The sequence below is a fragment of the Nocardia ninae NBRC 108245 genome (genome assembly GCF_007990755.1).
GTDB lineage: Bacteria > Actinomycetota > Actinomycetes > Mycobacteriales > Mycobacteriaceae > Nocardia > Nocardia ninae.
Genome location: NZ_BJXA01000054.1, coordinates 1 through 22,999 on the forward strand (window position 1 = coordinate 1; position 22,999 = coordinate 22,999).

Consider the following 22,999-nt stretch of genomic DNA (forward strand, 5'->3'; position numbering starts at 1 on the left):
GATCAGTTGATGCAGATGCTCGGCGGCCGCCGTCGCGAACGCCGAGCCGTTGATGTCCTGGTCGCTGTCGATCACCTCGACGCGGGTTCCGGCCACCGCGTCGAGTACCGAGTCGATGCACGCCGCGTCCGCCGCGGGGTCCCAGAATGGTCCGCCGTCCACGTCGACCGCGGACAGTCCGCCGCGAGGGACGAACAACGCGGTGGGCCCGGTGGCCGCTGCCAGCTTCCGGCCGAGCACGGCACCGATGCGGGCCGCTTCGACGGCACTCGTGCGCAGCAACGTGACTGTCTCGTTGTGGACGAGCAAGTTTCGCTCGCGGAACCGCTCCGGCACGGTGTCCTTCGGCCCGAAGTTCACCATGTCCAAGGCGCCGAGGCTGACGACCTGAGGAATGCCCGCCTTTGCCGCCGCGGTGAGCCGATCAGGCCCGGCGGACAACACCCCGCCGACGACCTCGTCGGCGATCTCCGTGGTGGTGAGGTCGAGGACACCGGCGAAGTGCCCGTGAGCGGCCAAATTCTCCATGGTGCGACCGCCGGAGCCGGTGGCGTGGAATACCAGCACCTCGTACCCCAGTTCCACCAACCGGCGTCGAGCGGTATCCACGGCGGGGGTGGTGACGCCGAACATGGTGGCGGCGACAAGCGGCTTGTCCTGTGCCCCAGCAGGATTCGATCGTCTGGTCGCGTACGCGTCGGCCATTCCCGCGATCGCCGCCGCGGCGTTACCCAGCACCTGACGGGAGATCGAGTTGATTCCCGCCACGTCGACGACGCTGTACATCAACGTCATGTCGGTCGACCCGACATACGGCGAGACATCTCCACCAGCCATTGTCGAGACCAGCAGCTTCGGCAAGCCGACGGGCAACGCTTGCATGACCGTCGCGGCAATCGAGGAACCGCCGCTACCACCCAGCGCGAGCACGCCACTGAGCCGACCCTGCGCGTACAGCTGCTCGGCGACGGTAGTGGCGCCGGCCGCCATCACCTCGAGGGCAACACCACGGTCACGTCGGCGCCTGAGCACCGCCAGATCGGCGCCCGCCGCCGCAGCGACCGCTGACGAGTCCACGTCGGCGACGAGGGCCGAGGTCCCCAAGACACCGGCGTCGACCAGAACGACCTCCTTGCCGCGCTCGGCGATCAAGTCACGGACGTATGCGTACTCCTCCCCCTTGGTGTCGAAGGTTCCCAACAACATGATGGCCACGCGCCGCTCCTCCTATCTCACAACGCGGAAGACTCCCGACTCATAATCTGGCCCAAACAACGTGCCTGCGAGGGCTGATCGGCGAGATGAGTGGCCCGGCACTCGCTTTCGATACCTCGAGGTGGATACCGGTTCGGTGCGCACGGCTCCACACCGATCGCTCACTGTCCGTCACTTACTGGCGTGTCGAGTTGGCGCGGCGGCCCTACTCGGCGCCCTTCATCCCCTGTTTTGAGTGATTTCGGAGGTTCAGGCGGCGTGCAGAATTCATGCCCGGCAGCGCCGTACTCGCCTTCGCATACCGCATACCTCGCCATAGAAGTACACAGACGAAAATCACAATCGCTAAAATCAGGTCACGCCACGAGGCGACAAGCATCACGAGTCCACCACCCAGAGCGACGACCGAGATCGTTCGTTCGGCCAGTGATCGACAGAGACGTAATAATGAACCACACGCAAGGAGGTAGATCAGGAGGAAATTGACCCCGGCTATCGAAAACAGAACTGCGGCAGCCTCGTCCCGGAAGAAGCCCAGCACACTGACGACTGATATTATTCCGATACCCGCAGGCAGAGCTACGACAGCGCTATCCCGGAACAGAGGCATCGAGAGAACCGTGGGCAGAGCTCTCTCGATCGAGAACGTGTGGATCAACGAGACATATCCGTACAAGTTCGCGAAGAGACTCGCCAGCATAATAAGCGCGGCAAGAGAGTAGATGGTGGTCGAGTCGATGCCGAGAATTGACGCAGGAGCCGCGAGCGACAAGACGTCGTCGTCACCCGAAGATAGGCTATTGCTCACTACCAGCAGCAAATATAACCCCACGACAATAAACCAACTGGCCGCCAACACTGCGCGATAGGCTCCACGCCCTCCTCGCATGTCCTTGCTCAGGAAAGTCACCAACTCCCAACCGGCGAAAGCGAAAAAGGCCATCCCGACGGCGCTGATCGAGGCCGCGGATGGAGTAGCGCCTACATTGTCGAGAGCGTTGGCGCTACCATGCTTCCACAACGCACCCAACACGACACACACGACAATAAATAATGACAGCAAGCTTGTGGTTGTTTGAAATAGTGATGAGGATTTTGTGCCGAGCCACATTACCAGGCCAGAACTTACCGTCGCAGCGATGGCGACCACCGGGATGAGATGCGTCCAGCTGAACATCGTCGAGATATAATTACCGGTGACGAGCGCTATGCCAGGAATACCGACACTGAATGTAGCGACCAGCAAAACCTTTACATAGTCGGCCACATGCCGTCCGAGGCCGGCTTGTACCAGCTCGTGGATTCCAGAACTACCGTCAACATACGTCTCCAGACGATACAGACACCACAGAATGCCGGCCATTAGCACAGATCCTATGATCCAGGTCCAGAGTGCGCCCTGCCCGGCGACGAGCCCTACTTGCCCGGGCAGGGCAAGCAGACCGCTGCCGGTAACGATCGATACCGCGAACGCTAGTGCCGCTGGGGTTCCTATTTTCTTAGTTCCCGAATCAACCATGCGCCGGGCATTCCGCCGGTGCGGACTGCATGCCTCGCGTCAAAAAATTCGGACGGAGTGCAAAATCCGGGTCGTCATATGCGCGATGAAATGTGGGTGTGGTGGACGCGGAGATCGGTGGGTTGATCCAGGACCAGTCGGTAGGAACTTTCCTTAGACTCCGATGTTCACGTTCCACGTGCTTGATGAACTGTTTCGCAGCGGTATGGTGGTCGACGATGTGAACGCCCGCCTTGCCATAGCTCCATTGCACAGCGTATGTCAGTTCCACTGCTGCACGATCTTTCCACAATGTCGCGTCCCGCCGAGTATCCAGGCCCATAGCGCGAGCCACACACGGCAGCATGTTGTAGCGGCTCTCATCCGAAAGGTTCCGAGCGCCGATCTCGGACGAGACGTACCATCCACTGAACGGAGCAGCGCGGAACTCGAGGCCACCGATCGACAGTACTTTGTCACTGATAGCGGGGTTAACGTGCCATCGCAAACCCAATTCCCCGATTCCAGGGTATTCCGGGTGTTCGATCTGCACTTCCATGATGTACTCGGGAGGAATCTCGTACATCGATATCTGTCCAGACGGGGATTTGATCAACAACGGCAGCACATCGAATGCCGTTCGCGCAGGTACCCAACCCCACTCGAGGGCCAAATCGGTCAACTCGAGATGCAGCGGGTCACCGATCACCGACCCGTCCGTTCGGCGATATCCCGCGTATCTGATCAGCTGGGGATTCAAAATCTCGAACCCCATACCGTTACTCGACTGCGGGAACACGGAGATCACGGCACGGAGGGCACCGTTGTTGGTCGAGTACTCGAGGTGCTCCAAGCACCCCTCGAAGACGTCTTGGACCGTATTGGCTCGACGGAAATCGAGAACCTGCAGAGTGCGCCAATGCATCCTGCCATTGCAGCGGGCATGATTGCGCCAGGCAAGCATCGCGCCCAACCGAAGCTCTTCCCCGGTGAGTTCGTACGAGCCGCTTTCTGCTATCTGCTCACCAATACCGTATATTCTGGAATCTGGCACTGTGACGAATTCTTTCAGCGCTTTACCAAGTTGTTGAAATTCGCCGATCAGCGAGCTCTCCGGCGTCACGCCCGCTATACCGGGAGTCGCACTACAGATATCCTCATTATTCATTGAGTAAGTACAAGAATCGCCGCTATCAGATAAATGGACACTCATCCGAACATCTCCCCACTTGCATAAAATTATCGAACGGAAGCACAATTACTGCCGGGCGTACACGCATAGTGCTCGTCGCATACGGAATACACCTTCGACCGGGCGCCAAATTTCTGCCACCAGCAGACATCAAGTACTCGCTGCCACCCTTCACTTGGTCAGCGACAACCTGAAGTCTGACGCATATTTCACACGAGAATACAGTGAATATCTCACCGAGAAACGCTACAAGAGGTTCCTTCCCTCTCCCGAACAAACGTCATATCACTCATGTTAGTCACACGTATGACTTTGCGCAACTGATCCACTCGAAAGACCGTCGACGCCCCGCGCGTCTTACGAGGAGGTTGTCTCATGACAAATCCTTCGCGATCTGTTCATAATCCGGTAACAGAACCTGGCGATACCTGTTACATCGGCAGCGGCGACGCCGGGATAAGCTACGGCACCGACCTCATCAAACGCCACGGCTAGTGGGGAACAGTTGGTGGACAACCACATCCGTCACAGCCAAGGCAGCAGAACGCCGCCGAGCACCGCGCGATCGACGACGAGGTGACCGCGTCCCCGTACCGGCCGAACGTTCGGACCGGCAGCGAACGTACAGATGTAGTGGTCGCCAACAGAGACATTCTTGGTCGAGCATAGAATTATGTGTCGCGATCACACTGCCGCGCGGTTTTCGGCCGTCTTTTCGACGTCAACGCGGTAAACTTCGGGTGCATTTATTCTTATTGGACACGAGAGGTGCTGATGAGCGATCGCGATGGCAGATCACGATCCACACAGCGAGTCACCAGCCGCGACGTAGGGAAAGCTGCTGGCGTCTCACAATCGACGGTTTCCATCGTATTGAGCGAACGCTGGCACGGTCGAATTTCAGAACTGACCGCCATGCGCGTATTGCGCACCGCCGAACGCATGGGTTACCGGCCGAATTTGGCGGCACGCAGCCTACGCACCGGAAGTACGAATACCGTACTCATGGTCGTACCTGTGCTGAGCAACCCCTTCTTCGCCGCCGTCCACTCCGCAGCGGTTCGCGAGGCGGCCATGAGCGGCGTCAGCATCGTCGTGTATCCACTCGACGCCGACGACGAGATGACGCCTTTTCCCTCCAGCCGACAGATTGCGGATGGCATTCTGGCCTGCTCGGTGGATCCGGCGAGAATAAGTGAACTCGTCGACGGGTTACCCTTCGTAGTCATCGACGGCGCGCCACCACCGAATGTCTGCGCGATCAATGCGGACATCACGGGTGGCGCTTCCCGCGCCGTCACACATCTCGCCCAGCTCGGTCATCGTCGGGTCGTCCACCTCGCCGCTGACCGCACCACGTGGACATTCCGCCAGCGCGGCTCCGCATTCGACGCAGCATGCGCAGCGCACGGCCTCACTTCCTTGCGCGCCACCAGCAGGCCGAGCATCGAAGATGGATACCGCACCGCACTGGCGCTGATGCAGGGTTACGTCGAATCGTTGGGCATCGTGTGTGACAACGACCAGCTGGCACTCGGTGTCTATTGGGCCGCACACGAAGCCGGCCTCGGCATTCCCCGCGATATCTCGGTGATCGGCTTCGACGACACCCCGATCAGCGCGGTGATGCGTCCGCCGTTGACGACGATTCACGTCCCCGGCGATGAGCTGGGAACGCTCGGAATCAGGGCGCTGATCCAAGAAGTCCGTGGCGATCATGCCGCCGCCACGCTGCTGCCGACATCGCTCGTCATCCGTGGCTCGACAAGTGCCCCGCCGATGGCGGCCCCAGGTATCCGCCCGATCGCGCCTCCCGAATCGGGCGGAGCGTAAAGAGGCCACCCTGTCAGCCCTACTCCCACTCGATCGTCGCAGGGGGCTTGCTCGTGACATCCAGCACGACGCGGTTCACCTCGGGAAGTTCGTTCGTCAGCCGATTCGATAGCGCCGCGATGAGTTCGTGCGGCAGCCGAGTCCAGTCAGCGGTCATCGCATCCTCGCTTGTTACCGGCCGCAGCACGAGTGGATGTCCATACGAGCGACCGTCCCCCATGACACCGACGCTGCGCACCTCCGCCAAGAGAACGACGGGGAACTGCCATACGTCGGCGTCTGCTGGTTCCTTCGCCATCACCTCGCGGACGATCGCATCAGCTTTCCGGACCAGTTCGAGGCGCTGCTGCGTCACTTCGCCCACGATTCGTATTGCCAGACCCGGGCCAGGAAAGGGCTGGCGGCCTATGATCGACTTCGGCAGACCGAGTTCTGCGCCAAGCCTGCGTACCTCGTCTTTGAACAGCTGACGCAGCGGCTCGACCAGCGAAAAGCGCATCTCCTCCGGCAGTCCGCCGACATTGTGGTGGCTCTTGATGTTGGCCGCAGTGTTACCGCTGCCGCCGGACTCGATGACGTCGGAATAGAGCGTTCCCTGCACCAAGAAGTGTCGATCGAAACCGTCGTCGGCCGCCATTTCCGATACCGCGTCGGTGAAGCTTTCGATGAACGATCGGCCGATCGCCTTACGTTTCAGCTCGGGCTCCGAAATTCCGGCCAAGCTGTCGAGGAACCGCTTCTGTTCGTTCCGAACCGTCAGTACGGCGCCGGTCGCCCCTTCGAAATCACGCACCACCTGTTCGCGTTCGCCTTCCCGGAGCAACCCGTTGTCGACAAGTACGCAGGAAAGCCGGTCACCGATTGCCGCGTGCACCACGGCCGCGGCGACCGCCGAATCGACACCACCCGACAGGGCGCAGATCGCCCTACCGTCACCAACCTTGTCTCGGACGTCATCAATTAGTTCACCGGCGACATCACCCATCGACCAGTTCGGCGCACAGTCGGCGACGACCTCCAGAAACCTCCGAAGCACCTCTGGACCGTGGGGTGTGTGATGTACTTCTGGATGATATTGAACACCCGCCATTCGCAGCGCCGGCGACTCGAATGCCGCGATCGCGGTTCGATCACTCGAAGCCATGACATCGAACCCGATAGGCGCCCGCACTACCGCGTCGCGATGACTCATCCAGACAGGCATCTCGGTGGGTAACCCGCCATGCAAAGCACCGCCTTTTACCCGAATGTCCGTTCTGCCGTACTCCGCAACACCGTTGTGGGCTACCTGTCCGCCGAGCAGCAAGGCCATGAGCTGGAATCCGTAGCATATACCGAATACCGGAACACCCAATTCGAGAACTTTCCGATCGATCGCCGGCGCACCCGGAGCATAAACCGAGCTCGGACCACCGGACAATATCAGGGCCAACGGCTTCGACTGTTCGATCTCCACAGCGGCGGTATCGTGCGAGACCACGACCGAATAGTAACCGAGCTCTCGCACACGGCGGGCTATGAGATGCGCGTATTGTGCGCCGAAATCAATGATGACGACGGGCCGACGAGCGCTCTTCAAAATTGACTCCAATTCTTATTCGGTTGCGTCCAACGAAATTCCCATAGTGCATGATTTACTTGCCGACTCGCGAACGATCAATGCGGTGGGCAATGTGTCCACTTCCAGCGCTCCTCCCGCCGTCAGTGTGATCAACTTCTGCATAGCCCGCTCGCCGAGCGCTTTTGCAGGAATGCTTACGCTGGTCAAACTCGGCTGCAGAAGCTCAGCGACATCTGAATTCTCGAAGCTGACGACAGAAATCTGCTGCGGAATCTTCCAGCCCAGTCTGTCCGCTGCGAAATACATACCCGTCGCGATCTGATCGGTGTCGCAAACAACGGCCGTCCACGGTGTTCGACTGCCATATCCAGCGATCAGATTGTTTGCGGCACGGTAGGCGTCGGCCACGGTCGGAGCTACCCTAATCCGGGCTCCCTGAATACCCAGTGCGGAACTGTGTTCGTCGAAAGACTCCGACCTGCGCCGAAATGTCCACGATGCTGGATCTCCGGCGAAATGCAACACCGAAGAATGCCCCAGAGATTTCAGATAGTTGAGCGCTTCGTGCATGCCGGAGCCCAGATCCGCGTTGACCACGGGGCAATCGACCGCCGGATCCATGTCGATCGCCACCGTGGGCTGACCGTTGGCGAGCCGGGTCAACGTAGCGGGGTCGAGCGAGCATCCGATAACCCCATTCGCACCACTCAGGGCGTCAGCGGCCGGACTCCCTCCGTCGGGCACTGGCCAAACAACCAGTCCGCGACCATGTTTCACGCCCTCCGCCGACGCACCGGCGTGAATCTCGGCGAACATCGGGTTTCCCAGAGTTGGCACCAACATGAACACCAAGCCACCTGTCCCCTGCCGCAGATTTCGCGCAGCGACGTTGGGCGTGTAGTGCATCTTGGCGGCCATCTGTCTGATCTCATCGACCGTGCCCGCGGCCAGACGCCCGCGCCAGTGGTTGCTGAGCGCTATCGATACCGCCGATTGAGACACACCCACCGCACGTGCGACGTCTTGACTGGTGACCTTGCGTGGCCTTTGCTGAGCTCCGCTCATGCCGTTCCCTTCGCTACCCACTCCTCGTACGTGCCGATCCGGGGTCTTGACGCGATCTGGTTCATACGTATGATAGCAGGCATTCATACGTATGACGCCCAAAAGGCTCATACGCATGATGTGATGGGTATCATACGTATGACATCATGATCCACTACAGTGGAGGAGTGCGGAAATCTTGGTTGCCCGAGTGACTGTGTTCTGTGGCGCATCCTATGGCCGCGGCAAGATATTTACAGACGCTGCGATGCGTCTCGGTAAAATTCTCGGAAGTCGGGGCGACGAGCTTATCTACGGCGGTTCGAGCACCGGGCTCATGGGAATACTTGCCGATGCTACTCTCGCACATGGGGGGACTGTGACGGGTGTGATACCGCGTGGCCTCGTCGAACATGAAATCGCTCACCCACACCTGACGGCGATGGAAATAGTCGAGTCGATGCACGAGCGCAAGGCTCGCATGGCGGACAAGGCCGAAAAGTTTATCGCCCTACCCGGCGGTTTCGGCACCGCAGACGAGTTGTTCGAGATCATCACCTGGACCCAACTCGGTTTCCAAGCAAAACCGATCGGGCTTCTCAATATCGACGGATACTTCGATCCCCTGTTGAAATGGATCGTACACTGCGTAGAAATGGAGTTCGTCAAATCGCAATATGCCGACTTCATTCTGGTCGACGATGAGCCTGAAGCACTCTTGGACCGACTGGACACGCACATACCGGCCCCGCCTTCCCTGTTCGCGGCTGGTAACTACGTCAGCGATTCGCGGATGGACACACGGTGATGGAGTCGAACGAGTCACGCAAGCTTGCCGTATTCGATATGGATGGCACGTTGTTGCCCGGAGCTACGGCATGCCAATATATCGCACATATTTCAGGAACCACCGACCTGGTGATCGACCTGGAGGCACGCTACTCGGCCGGCTCCCTGTCCGCTGTCGAGTTCGCGCAGATCACCCATGCATCTTGGGCCGTCCATGGCCCTGAGCTCTATCGGACGGCGCACATCGCTGCCCGGAAGATTCGAAATATCGACCGCACACTCGCCCACCTTGCCCAGCATGGCTATGCCACCTGCCTGATCACCATGGCCCCGAAGGCTTTCGCGGCCCATTTCGGAGAGTTCGATCATATCCACGGCTCGGCCTATCCCGACACAATCATCACGCCACAGGACAAGCCGACAATCGCCCTCGAAGTCGCGCGCCAGTATCAGATCGAGCCGGACGGCATCCTCGCGTTCGGCGACTCGGCATCCGACGGTCCACTGTTCGAGGCGATTTCACGAACCGTCGCGGTCAACGGTGACAACCAGATCGAGTCTCTCGCCCGCCACCGATACCGCGGGGATGACCTATTCGATGCAATGATGCTTGCGCTGTCGGATGACGTGGATCAGGCATGAGTGCGGCCGCGAATAGATCAATCGTGACGTGCCTGGCCTTCGAAACTCACGGACCGCGCCTACTCAGAGCCCTGTTCGACAACATCATGGCGGCGTTGCCGACCAACGAGAGACTCCGCTCGGTGGATCGGCGCTTCCCTGACGGAGAGGTGTGCGTCGAGATCGCGCGCTCGCTCCGCGGTCGCCGAGTTCTCGCCTGCCAGATCCTTTCCGTCGATGCACCTTTCAGTGACAACGAACTACTCGCGCTGCTGGCCACCATCCACGGCTGCAAGACGGCCGGCGCCGAAAGGATCATCGTTTTCGTGCCGTTCCTGGCCTACTCCCGGCAGGATCGCCCGGATCTGGAACGTGGCCGCCCCGCGACGACAGAACTGATCGGGCGGCTGCTCCGTTCCGCCGGAGCGGACGCGGTGGTGACCATCGCCGCCGGCGCCACCCAGCGTATCGAGATGCTCTACCGCCCACTGCGATTCACCGCCGTGGATCCGATAGCGCCGATCGTCGCCGCGCTCGCACCGGTGCGGCCGAAGTACCTCGTCGCACCTGACGGCGGGGCTGTGCGCTTGGCTGAACCAGTCGCCGAGCGGCTGGGATGCGAACTTGTCGTGGCCGCCAAGCAGCGGGTGGACGCAGAGAACGTGGTGCTGAATGTCGACGCGGCCGGCATCGAATCCGACGCGGCACCGGTCGCGGTCGTGGATGATCTCGTGGCCAGCGCTGGGACCATCGTGGCCCTCGCCACCGAGCTCCGGCGGCACCGGCCCGCACTCGATATGTATGTGGCGTGTTCACACCTCAGGCCGACACCGGTCGGCATCCGCCGAATAAACGAGCTCTATTCGGCGGGCTGCCTGATCGGCTTGGCGACCGTGACTCTGGCCGCGCCCGTCGAGGGGCTTCGGATGGTCCCGCATATGCCTCCGGTTGCCGAACTCGCCACTGACATCCTTGCCGCATTGAACACCGACGAAACTTTCGCCGAAGATTTCCGTGGTGGCCGAGCGTTTTCCGCTTAGTCAACAGCGACTTACTCGAAGGATTCGATTTGCGAACGTCAACGGGCGGCCCTGCCCATATCAATTTTATACCTTCTCTGATGTGTCTCGACCAGGTCACTTTGCACGGTCAGATCGAACGGATGATCGGCGCCGGTGTCAAGGCCGTCCATATAGACCTGATCGATCCACACTATGGGAATCTGGGACTTCCACCCACCTTGATAGCCGATATCAAAGAGCATTTCGACCTCACCGTCGAGACGCATCTGATGGTCGGCCGACCCGCAGAATACGTTTATGAGGTGCGGTTACTCGGGTCCGACCGCATCCTGGTGCATCAGTCCCAGATCGATGAGGCAGTTGCCGAGGTACTCGTGCAAGCCAGCGAGAACGGCGCCCAGATCGGTGTCGTGGTCAATGCCGATCAGCGCATAGACGTAGATCTGGCCGAATCGGTGACCGCCTCGCAAATCACGGTCATGACCGTCAGGCCGGGCGGTGCGGGCCGTCCCTTCATCGCTTCCGCGTTACAGAACATCGCCGACGCCGACACACTCCGGCAACGACGCGTCATAGAACGTGTCGAGGTCGACGGCGCGGTAGGGGCCCGGACGATCGGACAGCTGCTTGATGCAGGAGCTCACCAATTCGTCCTCGGTAGCAGTGCATTCAAGAATCGCAGATTTTCCGAGCAGGAATATCACGACATTGTGGCGCCAGCGCTCGTCGGCACCCATCGATAACAAAGGCATTCTCATGAACACCATTGACTCAGCCGGTCCAGAAAATTCTTCGGCACCTTCCCTGTCCGTAACTTTTGGAGATCACCTCGTACGGAATCTTCCTATCGTGCCCGTGGCACCGGATCTCGAAATAGCGTTCCTAAAATTATACGGCGACGTGGAACTTCTCGACCATTGTGTCAAGGAACTCGCCAAGCAGATTTCCGACGCCGTAGAGGTCCTGGTCGGTGCGGAAGCGGGAGGCATCCTGCTGACACACGGCGTGGCGACGGCGACCGGCCTGCCCTGTGCTATCGCTCGTAAGAAGCGGCGACCGCATATGGTCTCCCCGGTCTCGGTGACGGTCGGGACCATCGGGACGCCCGGACTTCAGGAGCTCTTCCTCGACGACGCCGACCAGCGACTCATCGCTGGTCGGCGAGTCGCTGTCATCGATGAAGTACTGAGCTCAGGCGCCACTCAGCAGGCGATGACGACGCTCGTGGCGCAGGCAGGCGGACAGGTCGTACAGACATTGGTGGTGGCCACCGAAGGAGAGCGGCGAGCGGACGTAACCCACCTCGTCCATCTGCCGGTCAACCCGAGTGAGGTCTGCTGACATGGCGGGGCTGTCGTCATCGGTAGAAGCAGGCCAGCTCCTGACCGAATGGGCCGAAGCACGAATGCCGGTGTTGACCGCCAGCGCACAGGCGTTTGCGAAGACCGACACATTCAGTGGACTGCGTTGCGCGATCGCAGTACACATCACCTCGGAGACCGCCGCATTGGCGCGGGCGCTCGCTGCCGCGGGCACCGCGTCGGTCGTCGTCTGTTCGTCCAATCCCCGTACGGCGAACGCGGCGGTGATGGCGTCGCTCGAACACGACGGCATCGAAGTGGTCAATCGAGAAAGCATCGGAATCGAAGAACACGCCCAAAACTTCCGGTCCGTGCTGCGGACACGGCCCGACGTCATCATTGATGACGGGGCGGAACTGATTCGGCTACTCCACGTTGACGAACAGTTCCGGCAACTAGACATCATCGGTGCGCTGGAGGAGACCACCTCGGGTGTCCGCCGCATCTGCGCGCTGTCCGAGGAGGGAACGCTACGGTTTCCGGTCGTCAACATCAACGGCGCGGCAACAAAACACTTGTTCGACAACCGTTACGGGACCGGCCAGAGCGCGCTGGACTCGATCATGCGCTCGACGAACACGTTGATCGCCGGCTCGCGCGTTCTGGTCATCGGCTACGGCATGTGCGGCAAAGGCATTGCGCGCGCGGCGCGCGGCCTGGGCGCCCAGGTGCTGGTTTCCGAGATCGATCCCATTGCGGCGTTGGAGGCTCATCTGGACGGGCATGCCGTGCTGCCTGCCCTGGACGGTTGTGCCGTAGCGGACATCGTCATCACCGCGACGGGTAGCCGCAACGTCATTCGCGGCGATCATTGGAAGGCATTGCTGCGCGGCAGTCTCGTCGTCAATTGCGGACACTTCCGAAACGAACTGGACATGGCCGGTCTGCAGGAACTGTGCCCCAACGAGCCAGCGGTCGTGAGGCGTAACGTCTATCGCTACGACGCGGGCTCGTCCGGCCATGTACTCGTTCTCTCCGACGGCGACATCGGGAATCTCGCTGCGGCAGAGGGGAATCCCGCGGCGCTGATGGACATGTCGTTTTCCGATCAGCTCCGCGGGCTGGCCTGGCTGATCGAGAACCGAGATCGGCTCGGACCCGAGGTCGTGGCGCTGCCCGCCGAGATAGATGTGTCGGTCGCACGGGACAAGTTGTCCGCCCTGTCGGTCCGCATCGACACGCAACACGAAGATCAGGTCGAGTTCGACCGTTCGCACGCCTGACCCGAGAAAGGATGAAAGCTTGTCTTACACCGAAGATATCGCCCAGGTTCAGGCAACGATGCGATGGGTGTCGGAGGTCGACCCTTACCCCGAAGAGTTCGTCATGCACGGCCTGACCTGGTCGTCACTGCCCGGCGTGTTCCCGAGCACGATTACCTCGGGGACGGAGGTCTTCAGTCATATTGTGTGTCCTGACCCCGGTGAGACGTTCTGCGAGGTCGGCTGCGGATCAGGTGTCATATCGGTAATGGCAGCGATGCAGGGCAAAGCCCAGGTAACGGCGCTCGACATCAACCCCGCTGCGATCGACAACTGCCGGGTGAATGCCGAGCGACACAATGTGACACACCGCATGACCTGCCTGGTGAGTGACCTCTTCAGTGAGGTACCGCCGAGCTCGTCGTTCGACACGATTTTCTGGAACGTCCCGTGGGGCTTAGCCGAACCTTCGTATCAGTACGTAAACGACCTGGAACGAGCGGTATTCGATCCTGGATACTCGTTGCAGCGCAGGTACATGACGGAAGGTCGCGCGTTCCTGCGTGACGGCGGGCAGCAGCTCCTGGGGACGACAGACATCGGAGATATCGAGTTGCTGAACTCGATAGCCGCCGAAGCGGATCTGAAATTACAAGAGGTCGCCCGTGTCCGGCGTATCGAGGTGAATCAATTGATGACCTACATCGTGTACAGGGTAGACGAAGGGTAGTGCCACCGGCGCGGTGCGATCAGCCGATCGCACCGCGCCGCACAGTTCGTCGGTTCCGGGTGATCAGTCGACCAGGTCCAGGAACTCCCAGTGCGCTTCGGGTTGGGCACCGCTGAGCCACTTTCCGCAATTCTGCAGGACTATCGGGCCCGAGGTGATGTGCTGGGTGCCGGTGGCGAGATCGCGGAGGAACCGGTCGATCGGGCCGCGCCGGATCGCGGTTGTCGCGGCCCATCGGTGCACTGTCTGGCCGACGTCGTGCACGGTCCACGTCGTGTGGTTGAGTACCAGCCGGATCAGCGTCTCCTGTTCGGTGCTCAGCAATTCACCTGCGGCAAGCGTTTCTTCGTTTTCTTGCCAGGCTTGCAGCACCCACGCGCGGGCCGCGCGCAGCCTGGCCTCGGCGGTCGCGTACTCGGCGTGGAACTGCGCGGTGTCGACGGCGGCGTGGAACGTACCCGACTTCTTCGACGCGTAGAGCTTCAATTCGTCGAGCAGCCGGCGGCCGACGCCGAGTGCCCATCCGGAGTGCACGATCGCGGACATGTTCACAATGCCGATGCGATAGATCGCGCCGCCGTTGGCGGGGTCCATCGTGGTCGCGCGATAGGTGTGCGTCTGCGGGACATAGACATCGGTGCAGTGGTAGTCGATGCTGCTGGTCGCACGGAGGCCGAGCACGTCCCAGTTGTCGACGAGAGTCACCTGCGACTTGGGCATCGCCAGTATCCGGGGCTCGCCGGTGTCCTCGACCTGGATCGCACTGTGGATGTGCGTGGCCAGCGCCATACCGGAGGCGAACTGCCATTCCCCACTGACCAGGTAGCCGCCGTCCACCGGGACAGCCCGGCCGGGCCGGGTGCCATGGCCGGACAGCAAGGCGTGATCACCGCTCGCCACATCGGGGAACAGCTCAGCGGCGGCAGCGGCACCGAGATAGGCCGCCGTGGTGCCGGTGATCATCTGCAGCGCCATCATCGTCCATCCGGCCGCGGCGTCGTGGTAGCTGAGCCGCTCGATCGTGCGAATCAACTGACGCGGGGAGAATTCGTAGCCGCCGAGATTCTCCGGCAGACCTGCCCGGACGATCCCCGTGCCCAGCAACGACTTCGCGACGTCCGCGGTGAGCCTGCCGAGTGTGTCGGCCGCCTCCGCGTCCGCTTCGATGGACTCGCCGAGCGCGTCGATCCGTTCCAGCATCGCCGGGAATTTTTCGCTGATGTGTAGCCGAGCCGAGGCTGTCACACGCTTCCTCCTGGATTCGAAACCACAGTGGGGGCGGCGTCTTCGGCCACACCGGACGCTCTCCCGCACCAACCACCACTCTCCGATGTGAACCCCTCGCGCGCAACGTGCATGGTCGGCTCAGCGGACCCCGGGGGTTCGGCGATCTCGGTCTGCACCGTGTTCAGGGCAATCGGACCCGGGCAAGTCGAATCCGGAGTGAGCTCGGTTCTCCCTTGTTATCCTGATCGGCATCGCGGCCTTCCGCTCTCGGCAGAGGTCCAATCCGTTGGCGCCGCAACGTATATGGCTCCATGAGGGTACCGCGGTGGCACCCGGTACCTGCGCTGACAGATTCGTCGAACCAGAGCTGACGCACCGTCGGAACGGGAGACAGAATGAGAAGGCACTTCTCGGCGCTCCCCTGGCTGATCGTCTATGTCGCGCTCTGCGGCGTCGCGACATGGCTGCTGAAGGTCGGCTGGCTGCACGTCTACCCGTAGCGCGTCAGGCGATGGCCCGCAGTTCCTCGGCGGTGATCTCCTCCAGCGAGCGCCGTCGCGTCTCGACCAGGAAGGCGACACCCGCCGCGGCCGCGATGGTCATCGGGATGGCGCTGATGAGCGCGGTCATCGAAATCGATGGTGCCGCAACGGCGAGCACCACCAGCGCGAGCACGATAATGCCGCCTGCCTTGCTCATGCCTGCCGCCAAACCGGTGCCGCGGGAACGTATTCGCGTCGGGTACACCTCGGCGCCATAGGCGACGAGTACCGCCACCACCGAGCTCGCGCCCCAGATCGGCGGGATGAGCAACGCGTACAGCAGAATCTTGTTGTCCGCGATGCGATCTCCGAGCGCGACGAACCCGAACAACGAAACCGCAAGCAGCGCACTGAGTATCACCATCGTCCATTTCGACGAGCGGTGATAACAGTAGGCGACCAGGAAATTGAGCGGGAAACCGATCAGCGCGGAGTCACGCAGGATCTGATCGGCCGAGACGCCGCTGTACCCGAGTTGGCGCAGGTTGGTCGGCAACCAGAGCTGAAAGCCGTAGACGACCAGGCCGACGCCGAGACCGACCAGCACCAGCACAGTGGTGATCCCGCCGAACGGCGCCTGCACCAGACGACGGTATCCCCCCTTGACACCGGATTCGATTGTGAGCTCCGACTTTTCGACCTCGGTAATCGATGCGTTGTAGACGCGCAACACCTGCTCCGCCTCCCGGCGGCGGCCCAGCGCCAGCAGGAAGCGCGGCGACTCCGGGATCCACCGGGTGAGCAGAATGGTCAGCAACCCGGTCGGGAACCCGATCAGCCACATCACCCGCCAGCCGTAGCTGTCGCCGACGGTGGCCGACAACCAACTGGTGATGATGTAAGCGCCCGCGATGTCGCCACCGATCAGCACCATCAGCCAGCCGCGATGCCGCGCCGGAATCGTCTCGGCGAGCAGGGTGAACGCGATCGGCAGCATGCCGCCCGCGCTGATGCCCATGATCAGGCACATCAGCAGATTCAGCTCGAAACTCGGCATCGCACCACACACCGAAGTGGCCACGAAGAACACCCCCGCCAGCAGAATCGCCGCCTTGCGGCCGATCTTGTCGCTGAGCCAACCCCAGATGAACGAGCCGATCACCGTACCGGTGATCCCCGCCAGCGGCAGCAGTGCAGCCGGCAGGCCGCCACCAGGGTTGGTCGCGGTTTTCAGCCCGTATTCCTTGGCGACCCCGGGCACGACGAACGCCAGCGTGGTCGGCTTCATGACATCGATGGTGATCGCCGCGGCCATCACCAGCAGCAGAACCACATGTACCCGATTGATCGGCGCATCATCGAGCGCACGTACCCGCAGGTTTGCCACCTGATCACGCTGTGCCCCAACAGGAACCAGTCCATAGGCGGTGACGACGAGGCCGACGACGATCAACACCATTCCTACAAGCATCGAGGTATCCATGGGCATGTCCGCCATGTGATAACCCATGTGCCTGGACTCCCAGTACATCGGAAAGTGCAGCGCAGTACCCAAAGTCGTTGCGGCGAGCCCGAACCAGAAGGCACGGGTACGCCGCCGAATAGGCGCCGGGTGGGGTCCTTCGTCGGTTTGCTCGATCGATGAGTCGAAATGTCTTTGGCTACACACAGATATCTCCGTTCTTTACCGTACGGACAGCGGGCGAATTGAAAGCGGAACCCGCGTACCAAACGGCAGTGGCACGACAAGTAAGAGCAGCGGCGTAGAGCGACAGCCCCGCGGTCGCGGAGCCGATAGCGGCGCGATACGCCGGTGGTCATAGCCTGTCGGCATGGCTGAGTCGATCGAGGCGGTTGCTGACCGGGCCGAACGGTCGCGAGCTCACGATCTTGTTGAATCACCTCGGTAAAGGTTCGATATTCAAAGCTGCGGCAGGGCCAGCAAAAAGGGCGCGGTCCGAATCGTTCGTTCGGTCAAGGTGATACCGATTTCGAGTCGATCATTTTTCCGGAGTCGGAACTCACAGATTCCCGTGCGGACATCTCGGGTTAATCGACAATTTCTGTCGTCGCGAACGGTGGAGACCGCGATCGCGCGAGCGATCCATTTTCCGGGCGGTACACAGTTCAAACTGAAAGCCCCCTGGTTTGCGACAATCAGCAACGCGGCGGCCGATGTCAGCGGATTGGCCGCGCGGAATATGCTCATGTACCTTCGGCGCACTGCCGCCCCCTCCGGGTCGAACAGCTTGCCGCACAATAACGGCATGCTGGTCTCGCGATTGCAGTCATGCTGCTCGGACCATCTCAACGGAACCTGCTCGCCGCGAACGTAGCGACGATACTGGGACGGACTCAGGCCGACCGCTTCGGTGAACCGCGATGTGAACGTGCCGTAACTGAGATACCCGACGGCATAGGAGATGTCGGACACTCTCATCGACGTGGAGGCCAATAACTTCTTGCTTCGCGCCAGACGGATTGCGGCGAGGAAACGGGCGGGTGACCAGCCGGTTTCGGCGCGAAACCGTCTGACGAAGTAGAACTTGCTGCATTTTGCGACGTCGGCGAGGTCATCCAAGGTAACCTGTTGCCCGCAGTTTTCCCACATGTACTTGATGCTGTCAGCAATATGGTCGGACACGAACTCTCCCAAACTCATAACAATCCAGGATGCCTGAGCCGGTGACAGCAGAAGTGAGCCTACCGCAGCTGTTCGGCTGCGAGATAGCTACGAAATAGCGCCTTTGCTAGTGCGAGGAAATGTGGCCGCTGCCGCTGATGGTGGAACTGACCGGCCGCCTCTGGCACCGAGGTCGAACCATTCAGGTGTCGCCGCAAAGGCCGCGCGCCATTACGAAATGCCGGTGGCCCCTCAACTGCGGGATGAACGCTCGGCAAGTGCAGCCGTCGAATCCGCAGTGGCGGTTGCATTACTTCCGAGTACCCCCTTAACCCGTAGCCCCGACGCAAGCCCCATGGCCCCGATGCAGCGAGGCAGGCGAACGGAGTGCCCGACGGTGGCTCAGTTCGCCACCATGATTCATGTTATGCAACTGGTCGGTAGAATACTTCCGTTTTATAGATTGAGCAACGAGGAAGAAGCCCCAGACGCGACCGGATGGGAACCTTGAGTACAGGTTCTGCGAAGGAGGGCTTCAGATGGTCTTCACTCTGGGTGGGCTCCGCCGGAAGATCTTGACGCCGGACGCGCGACAGGCCTCGTTGCAGGTTCGCGGCTTCCCTGCCCGTAATTCCTACGCCGCAGCGTGTCTGGAGCTGCCCGGCGCGACGTTCATCGAAGGATTCGGTGTCGGCGCCGAGCGTGCCACGGCAGCGGAGACTGCGGCGTTGTTATCCGAAATAGAAAGTAAGCGAAGAGGTTTCGCGTTCGAAGGCGCTGCGATGGCAATGGCGATCCGGGACGCGTTGCCGATCGGCCACCGCCATCACGTAGCCGACTTCCTCACCGCGGCAGACGAACACCTCTACATGATCTACGTCGGCGTCGGCTGGGCACTGGCCCGGCTCCCGCGGCCACTGCACCGAGCGGCGCTCACCGGCGCGACCGATCCGGTGCTGGTTTGGCTCGCCTTGGATGGCTACGGGTTTCACCAGGCCTATTTCCATACCGATCGCTACGTGAAACAGCAGTATGTGGATCCGAACCCGCCCGTCGTGTCGGTCCGGCACTCGGACTATGTGCCGCACGCGATCGATCAGGGGATCGGGCGCGCGATGTGGTTCGTCGCAGGCGCCGATCCGGTAGTCGCATGCACGATGATCGAAGCGTTCGCGGCTGACCGGCGTCCGGACTTGTTCGCCGGCCTCGGCCTGGCGGCGACCTACGCGGGCGGTGCCACCGCCGACGAGCTCGCCACGCTGCGCGAGCAGGCATCGCCCTATCGCGAAGACATCGGGCAGGGTGCAACCTTTGCCGCCGAAGCACGTGCCCGCGCCCGCATCGTGCAGCCGAATACCGAGACCGCCGTAAGAGTTTTCACCGGCCGGCCCGTCGATGACACATCCAGGATCGCGATCGACACCCGGCCCGCGGAGCCCACCATCGACGGCCTGGCCGGTTACGAGGTCTGGCGACAGCGGATTCGACAACGGTGCCTGACCTCCGAGCCTCCCGACCCGACCGCTTCCGCAGCCACGGAAACAACCGCAAAGGCCGAATCATGAACGCTCGTATAAGAGCCCTGGCGCCGACGATCGCCGCGGTGGTGCTGCTGGCATCCGCTTTCCTCGTCGCGCAAGCACAGGTCGCCACCGACGATCCGGACACCGTGGCGCAGGACTACAAGCTCGAATCCATGGCGATCGCCATGCCTCCCGGATACGACCAGCTGCCGATGAAATCCGTGCGCGAGGTGAACCCGTCATATCACCGCATTCGCTCGTGGATCTCCTCGGTCGGTGCCTCGATTGCCGTCAACGACCTGGTCGGGCACGGGCGGTCCGACGGCATGTGCATCGTCGACACCCGAACCGACTCGGTGATCGTGACCTACACCCCGACCGCACCTCATGCCGACCGCTTCACACCATTCGTGCTCCGTCCGGACCCGATCACGATGGATTCGACGATGGCGCCGATGGGTTGCGCCCCCGGCGATTTCAACGGCGACGGTGGAATGGATCTACTCGTCTACTACTGGGGACGAACACCGATCATCTTCCTACACCGGGCCGATGCCACCGATCCGGCGCCGAAATATGTACCGACCGAGCTGATCCCGTCGGGGACCACGCGCGATCAGTACCACGGCGAACAGTGGAACACCAATTCTGTGTCCATCGCCGACTTCGACGGTGACGGCCATCCGGACATCGTCTTCGGGAACTACTTCCCGAACTCCGGTGTGCTCGACCCGAACGGGCGTCCCGACGTCGTCATGAACGACTCGTTGTCGAATGCGAAGAACGCCGCGGGCGAGCGCGTATTTCGATGGAACGGCAACGACGCCGCCGGACGCCCGGAATACGTCGAGCAGAAGGGCGCGATCCCGTTCGGCGACAGCACCGGCTGGACCCTGTCGCTCGGATCGGGTGACCTGACCGGCGATCTGCTGCCCGAGCTCTACATCGGCAACGACTTCGGCCGCGATCATCTGCTGTACAACCAGTCGACGCCGGGCACTATCCGATTCAGCACGGCAACGGGCAATCGAACCTGGACCGACCCGAAATCGTTCGTGCTCGGGCATGACTCGTTCAAAGGTATGGGCGTCGATTTCGTCGATATGTACGATCGCGGAAAATTCGACATGCTGGTCAGCAATATCACCACCCCGTGGGGCATCCAGGAAAGCAACTTCGTCTGGCGCAACGACACGAGCACGCCCGACGACATGCGTCGAGAACTCGTCTCCGGGCACGCACCGTTCTCGCAACAGGCGCAACAGCTCGGACTGGCCTGGACGGGCTGGGGCTGGGATATGAAAGCCGCCGATCTGCGCAACTCCGGAACCCTCGACGTGCTGCAGACCTCCGGGTTCGTCCAAGGCGACGGCGGCAACCGATGGGCTTGGCTGCAGGAGCTTGCGACCACCAACGACGTCGTGCTGCACGACCCGGTGATGTGGCCGCGAGTCGCCCCCGGCGACGACATCGCGGGCGGGCACCCGATGGCACTGTTCGCCAAGGGGCGCAATGGCAAGTACGTCGACATCACCGAGCAGGTCGGCACCGACGCGCCGATACCGACGCGCGGGGTCGCCATCGGCGACACCACCGGCACCGGCACGCTCGATTTCGCGGTCGCCCGCCAGTGGGGGCCGCCCGCGTTCTTCGCGAATCAATCACCGGCCCTGGGCAACTCGTTGACATTGCGGCTGTATCGACCGGCGCAGCCTGCCACCGGTACGCCCGCGACGGTCGCCGGGCAGCCCGCTTACAACGCGGTCGTCACGGTGCGCACCGCCGACGGCCGGACCACCCGCAGCCAACTCGACGGCGGCAGCGGTCACAGCGGCAAACGCAGTTTCGACGTGCACTTCGGACTCGGCGCCGCCAGCACCCCGGTGGCGGCCGATATCGAGTGGCTCGACACCGCCGGTGCCCGGCATCACCAGACACTCCAGCTCGCGCCCGGCACGCACGCGCTGATGCTGACCGACACGGCCACCGAGATCGCCGAGGGGATCACGAAACCATGACTCTGCTCAACCGTAAACTCAGCCTTCGCGATCAGCCCTCCGCACCACCCCGCGGCAACGGTGCAACCGCGGTCGTACCGCCCACCACCAACGGTGCCGCGCCGACCACCGAACCGGCCAAAAGAGATGTGCGCTATCTGGCCCTACGGAATTTCGCCCTCTCGCTGACCGTGCTCAATATCGTCGGCTACACCATCCTCGGCTTCGAACAGCCACCGCTCTGGCCGATTCTGGCGATCTTGTCGGCTTACGTGATCGACCTGGCTTTCGAGATGATCACCGCGTGGTCGCGTAACACCGCACCGCGATTCCTGGGTCGCGGCGCCCGCGGCGTGTACGAGTTCCTCCTACCGGCCCACATCACCGCCTTGGCGGTGAACATGCTGCTCTACGCCAATAATCAATTCTGGCCGGTCCTGTTCGCCGTAGCGGTGGCGATCACCAGCAAGTATGTGTTCCAAGCCCCGTTCGGCGGGCGGATGCGCCATTTCCTGAACCCGTCCAACTTCGGGATAACAGTGGCGCTGCTGTGCTTCAGCACCTGGATCAGCATCGCGCCGCCCTACGAATTCGGCGAGAACATCAACACGATGTTCCGGATAGCGGTCCCGCTGGTCTTGCTCGTCGCGGGCACGGTGATCAACGCCACCCTGGTCCGCCGGGTGCCGCTGATCATCGGCTGGCTCGGTGGGTTCGTGATCCAGGCCGTGGTCCGGCACGCACTGTTCGACGTCGCCCTGGTCGCCGCGCTCGGCATGATGACCGGCACCGCCTTCATCCTGTTCACCAACTACATGATCACCGACCCTGGCACGACGCCGTTCCCGGCCCGAGCCCAATTCATGTTCGGCGCATCGGCCGCCACCGTCTACGGACTGCTGATGGTCTTCAACGTCGTCTACACCTTGTTCTTCGCCGTCACGATCGTCTGCGCGATCCGGGGCAGCTACGCCTGGATTGCCTACTGGACGAAGGCTGCCAAAGGCCGTGCCGCTGAACGCCGAAGCACCGACCGGGTGCCGGTGTTGTCCCCCGGCCCCACTATTCAGCGAGCATGA

General features: G+C 61.7%; 19 protein-coding genes. 11 read left to right on the forward strand and 8 right to left on the reverse strand.

Annotated elements, in window-relative coordinates; translation table 11 throughout:
• From NN4_RS30135 to NN4_RS30145, 3 genes are all read right to left on the reverse strand, one after another.
• On the reverse strand, positions 1-1,206 hold a 1,206-nt coding region (locus NN4_RS30135; RefSeq protein ID WP_147138716.1), incomplete at its 3' end, for a Tm-1-like ATP-binding domain-containing protein.
• 214 nt (positions 1,207-1,420) lie between these two features.
• Positions 1,421-2,734 carry an APC family permease gene (locus tag NN4_RS30140; protein WP_147138632.1) on the reverse strand — a complete coding sequence of 438 codons (1,314 nt, stop codon included), beginning with the start codon at positions 2,732-2,734 and terminating at the stop codon, positions 1,421-1,423.
• Complete coding sequence (locus NN4_RS30145) at positions 2,727-3,881, reverse strand: nitric oxide synthase oxygenase (protein WP_147138634.1); 1,155 nt, start codon at positions 3,879-3,881, stop codon at positions 2,727-2,729. Before NN4_RS30145 ends, NN4_RS30140 begins: the two co-directional genes overlap by 8 nt.
• 798 nt (positions 3,882-4,679) lie before the next feature.
• Between NN4_RS30145 and NN4_RS30150 the strand changes: the two genes are divergently transcribed.
• The gene (locus NN4_RS30150) at positions 4,680-5,738 is read left to right on the forward strand and encodes a LacI family DNA-binding transcriptional regulator (protein ID WP_147138636.1); all 1,059 of its coding nucleotides are present in this window, start codon (positions 4,680-4,682) and stop codon (positions 5,736-5,738) included.
• A 19-nt stretch (positions 5,739-5,757) separates the two neighbouring features.
• Here the strand turns inward: NN4_RS30150 and guaA are convergent, their stop codons facing one another.
• Both guaA and NN4_RS30160 read right to left on the reverse strand, forming a co-directional pair.
• Entirely contained in the window at positions 5,758-7,317 is a 1,560-nt protein-coding gene (gene guaA, locus NN4_RS30155) for a glutamine-hydrolyzing GMP synthase (RefSeq protein WP_246181166.1), read from the reverse strand.
• Positions 7,318-7,332: 15 nt separating this feature from the next.
• A complete protein-coding gene (locus NN4_RS30160) occupies positions 7,333-8,481 on the reverse strand; it encodes a LacI family DNA-binding transcriptional regulator (RefSeq protein ID WP_147138638.1) in 1,149 nt (382 codons plus the stop codon).
• Between the two features lie 79 nt (positions 8,482-8,560).
• On the opposite strand from NN4_RS30160, the gene NN4_RS30165 reads away from it, so the two are divergent.
• The 7 genes from NN4_RS30165 to NN4_RS30195 all read left to right on the forward strand — a co-directional run bounded on the left by NN4_RS30165 (position 8,561) and on the right by NN4_RS30195 (position 14,068).
• Positions 8,561-9,151: an LOG family protein gene (locus NN4_RS30165; RefSeq protein WP_281289431.1), complete on the forward strand. Its 591-nt coding sequence runs from the start codon at positions 8,561-8,563 to the stop codon at positions 9,149-9,151.
• Positions 9,151-9,774 (forward strand): HAD family hydrolase, encoded by a 624-nt coding sequence (locus NN4_RS30170; RefSeq protein WP_147138641.1) that lies wholly within the window; start codon positions 9,151-9,153, stop codon positions 9,772-9,774. Before NN4_RS30165 ends, NN4_RS30170 begins: the two co-directional genes overlap by 1 nt.
• On the forward strand, positions 9,771-10,793 hold the full coding sequence (gene prs, locus NN4_RS30175; protein ID WP_147138644.1) for a ribose-phosphate diphosphokinase: 1,023 nt from the start codon (positions 9,771-9,773) through the stop codon (positions 10,791-10,793). Before NN4_RS30170 ends, prs begins: the two co-directional genes overlap by 4 nt.
• A gap of 80 nt (positions 10,794-10,873) precedes the next feature.
• Positions 10,874-11,518 carry a beta/alpha barrel domain-containing protein gene (locus NN4_RS30180; protein WP_147138646.1) on the forward strand — a complete coding sequence of 215 codons (645 nt, stop codon included), beginning with the start codon at positions 10,874-10,876 and terminating at the stop codon, positions 11,516-11,518.
• Positions 11,519-11,531: 13 nt separating this feature from the next.
• Positions 11,532-12,116 carry a phosphoribosyltransferase family protein gene (locus NN4_RS30185; protein WP_281289429.1) on the forward strand — a complete coding sequence of 195 codons (585 nt, stop codon included), beginning with the start codon at positions 11,532-11,534 and terminating at the stop codon, positions 12,114-12,116.
• A 1-nt stretch (position 12,117) separates the two neighbouring features.
• Positions 12,118-13,359, forward strand: a complete 1,242-nt coding sequence (locus tag NN4_RS30190; RefSeq protein WP_147138650.1) for an adenosylhomocysteinase — start codon at positions 12,118-12,120, stop codon at positions 13,357-13,359.
• A gap of 19 nt (positions 13,360-13,378) precedes the next feature.
• Positions 13,379-14,068: a methyltransferase gene (locus NN4_RS30195; RefSeq protein ID WP_186818706.1), complete on the forward strand. Its 690-nt coding sequence runs from the start codon at positions 13,379-13,381 to the stop codon at positions 14,066-14,068.
• 63 nt (positions 14,069-14,131) lie between these two features.
• Here the strand turns inward: NN4_RS30195 and NN4_RS30200 are convergent, their stop codons facing one another.
• The 3 genes from NN4_RS30200 to NN4_RS30210 all read right to left on the reverse strand — a co-directional run bounded on the left by NN4_RS30200 (position 14,132) and on the right by NN4_RS30210 (position 18,439).
• Positions 14,132-15,313 carry an acyl-CoA dehydrogenase family protein gene (locus NN4_RS30200; RefSeq protein ID WP_222595196.1) on the reverse strand — a complete coding sequence of 394 codons (1,182 nt, stop codon included), beginning with the start codon at positions 15,311-15,313 and terminating at the stop codon, positions 14,132-14,134.
• Positions 15,314-15,799: 486 nt separating this feature from the next.
• Entirely contained in the window at positions 15,800-17,248 is a 1,449-nt protein-coding gene (locus tag NN4_RS30205; RefSeq protein ID WP_186818707.1) for an MFS transporter, read from the reverse strand.
• 450 nt (positions 17,249-17,698) lie between these two features.
• Entirely contained in the window at positions 17,699-18,439 is a 741-nt protein-coding gene (locus tag NN4_RS30210; RefSeq protein ID WP_147138655.1) for a helix-turn-helix domain-containing protein, read from the reverse strand.
• Between the two features lie 500 nt (positions 18,440-18,939).
• Here NN4_RS30210 and NN4_RS30215 point away from each other — a divergent pair, with 500 nt between their 5' ends.
• The 3 genes from NN4_RS30215 to NN4_RS30225 are packed head-to-tail and all read left to right on the forward strand — an operon-like array spanning position 18,940 to position 22,999.
• Positions 18,940-19,965 (forward strand): DUF1702 family protein, encoded by a 1,026-nt coding sequence (locus tag NN4_RS30215; RefSeq protein WP_147138657.1) that lies wholly within the window; start codon positions 18,940-18,942, stop codon positions 19,963-19,965.
• Entirely contained in the window at positions 19,962-21,941 is a 1,980-nt protein-coding gene (locus NN4_RS30220) for a CRTAC1 family protein (RefSeq protein WP_147138659.1), read from the forward strand. Before NN4_RS30215 ends, NN4_RS30220 begins: the two co-directional genes overlap by 4 nt.
• Positions 21,938-22,999: an RnfABCDGE type electron transport complex subunit D gene (locus tag NN4_RS30225; protein WP_147138661.1), complete on the forward strand. Its 1,062-nt coding sequence runs from the start codon at positions 21,938-21,940 to the stop codon at positions 22,997-22,999. Before NN4_RS30220 ends, NN4_RS30225 begins: the two co-directional genes overlap by 4 nt.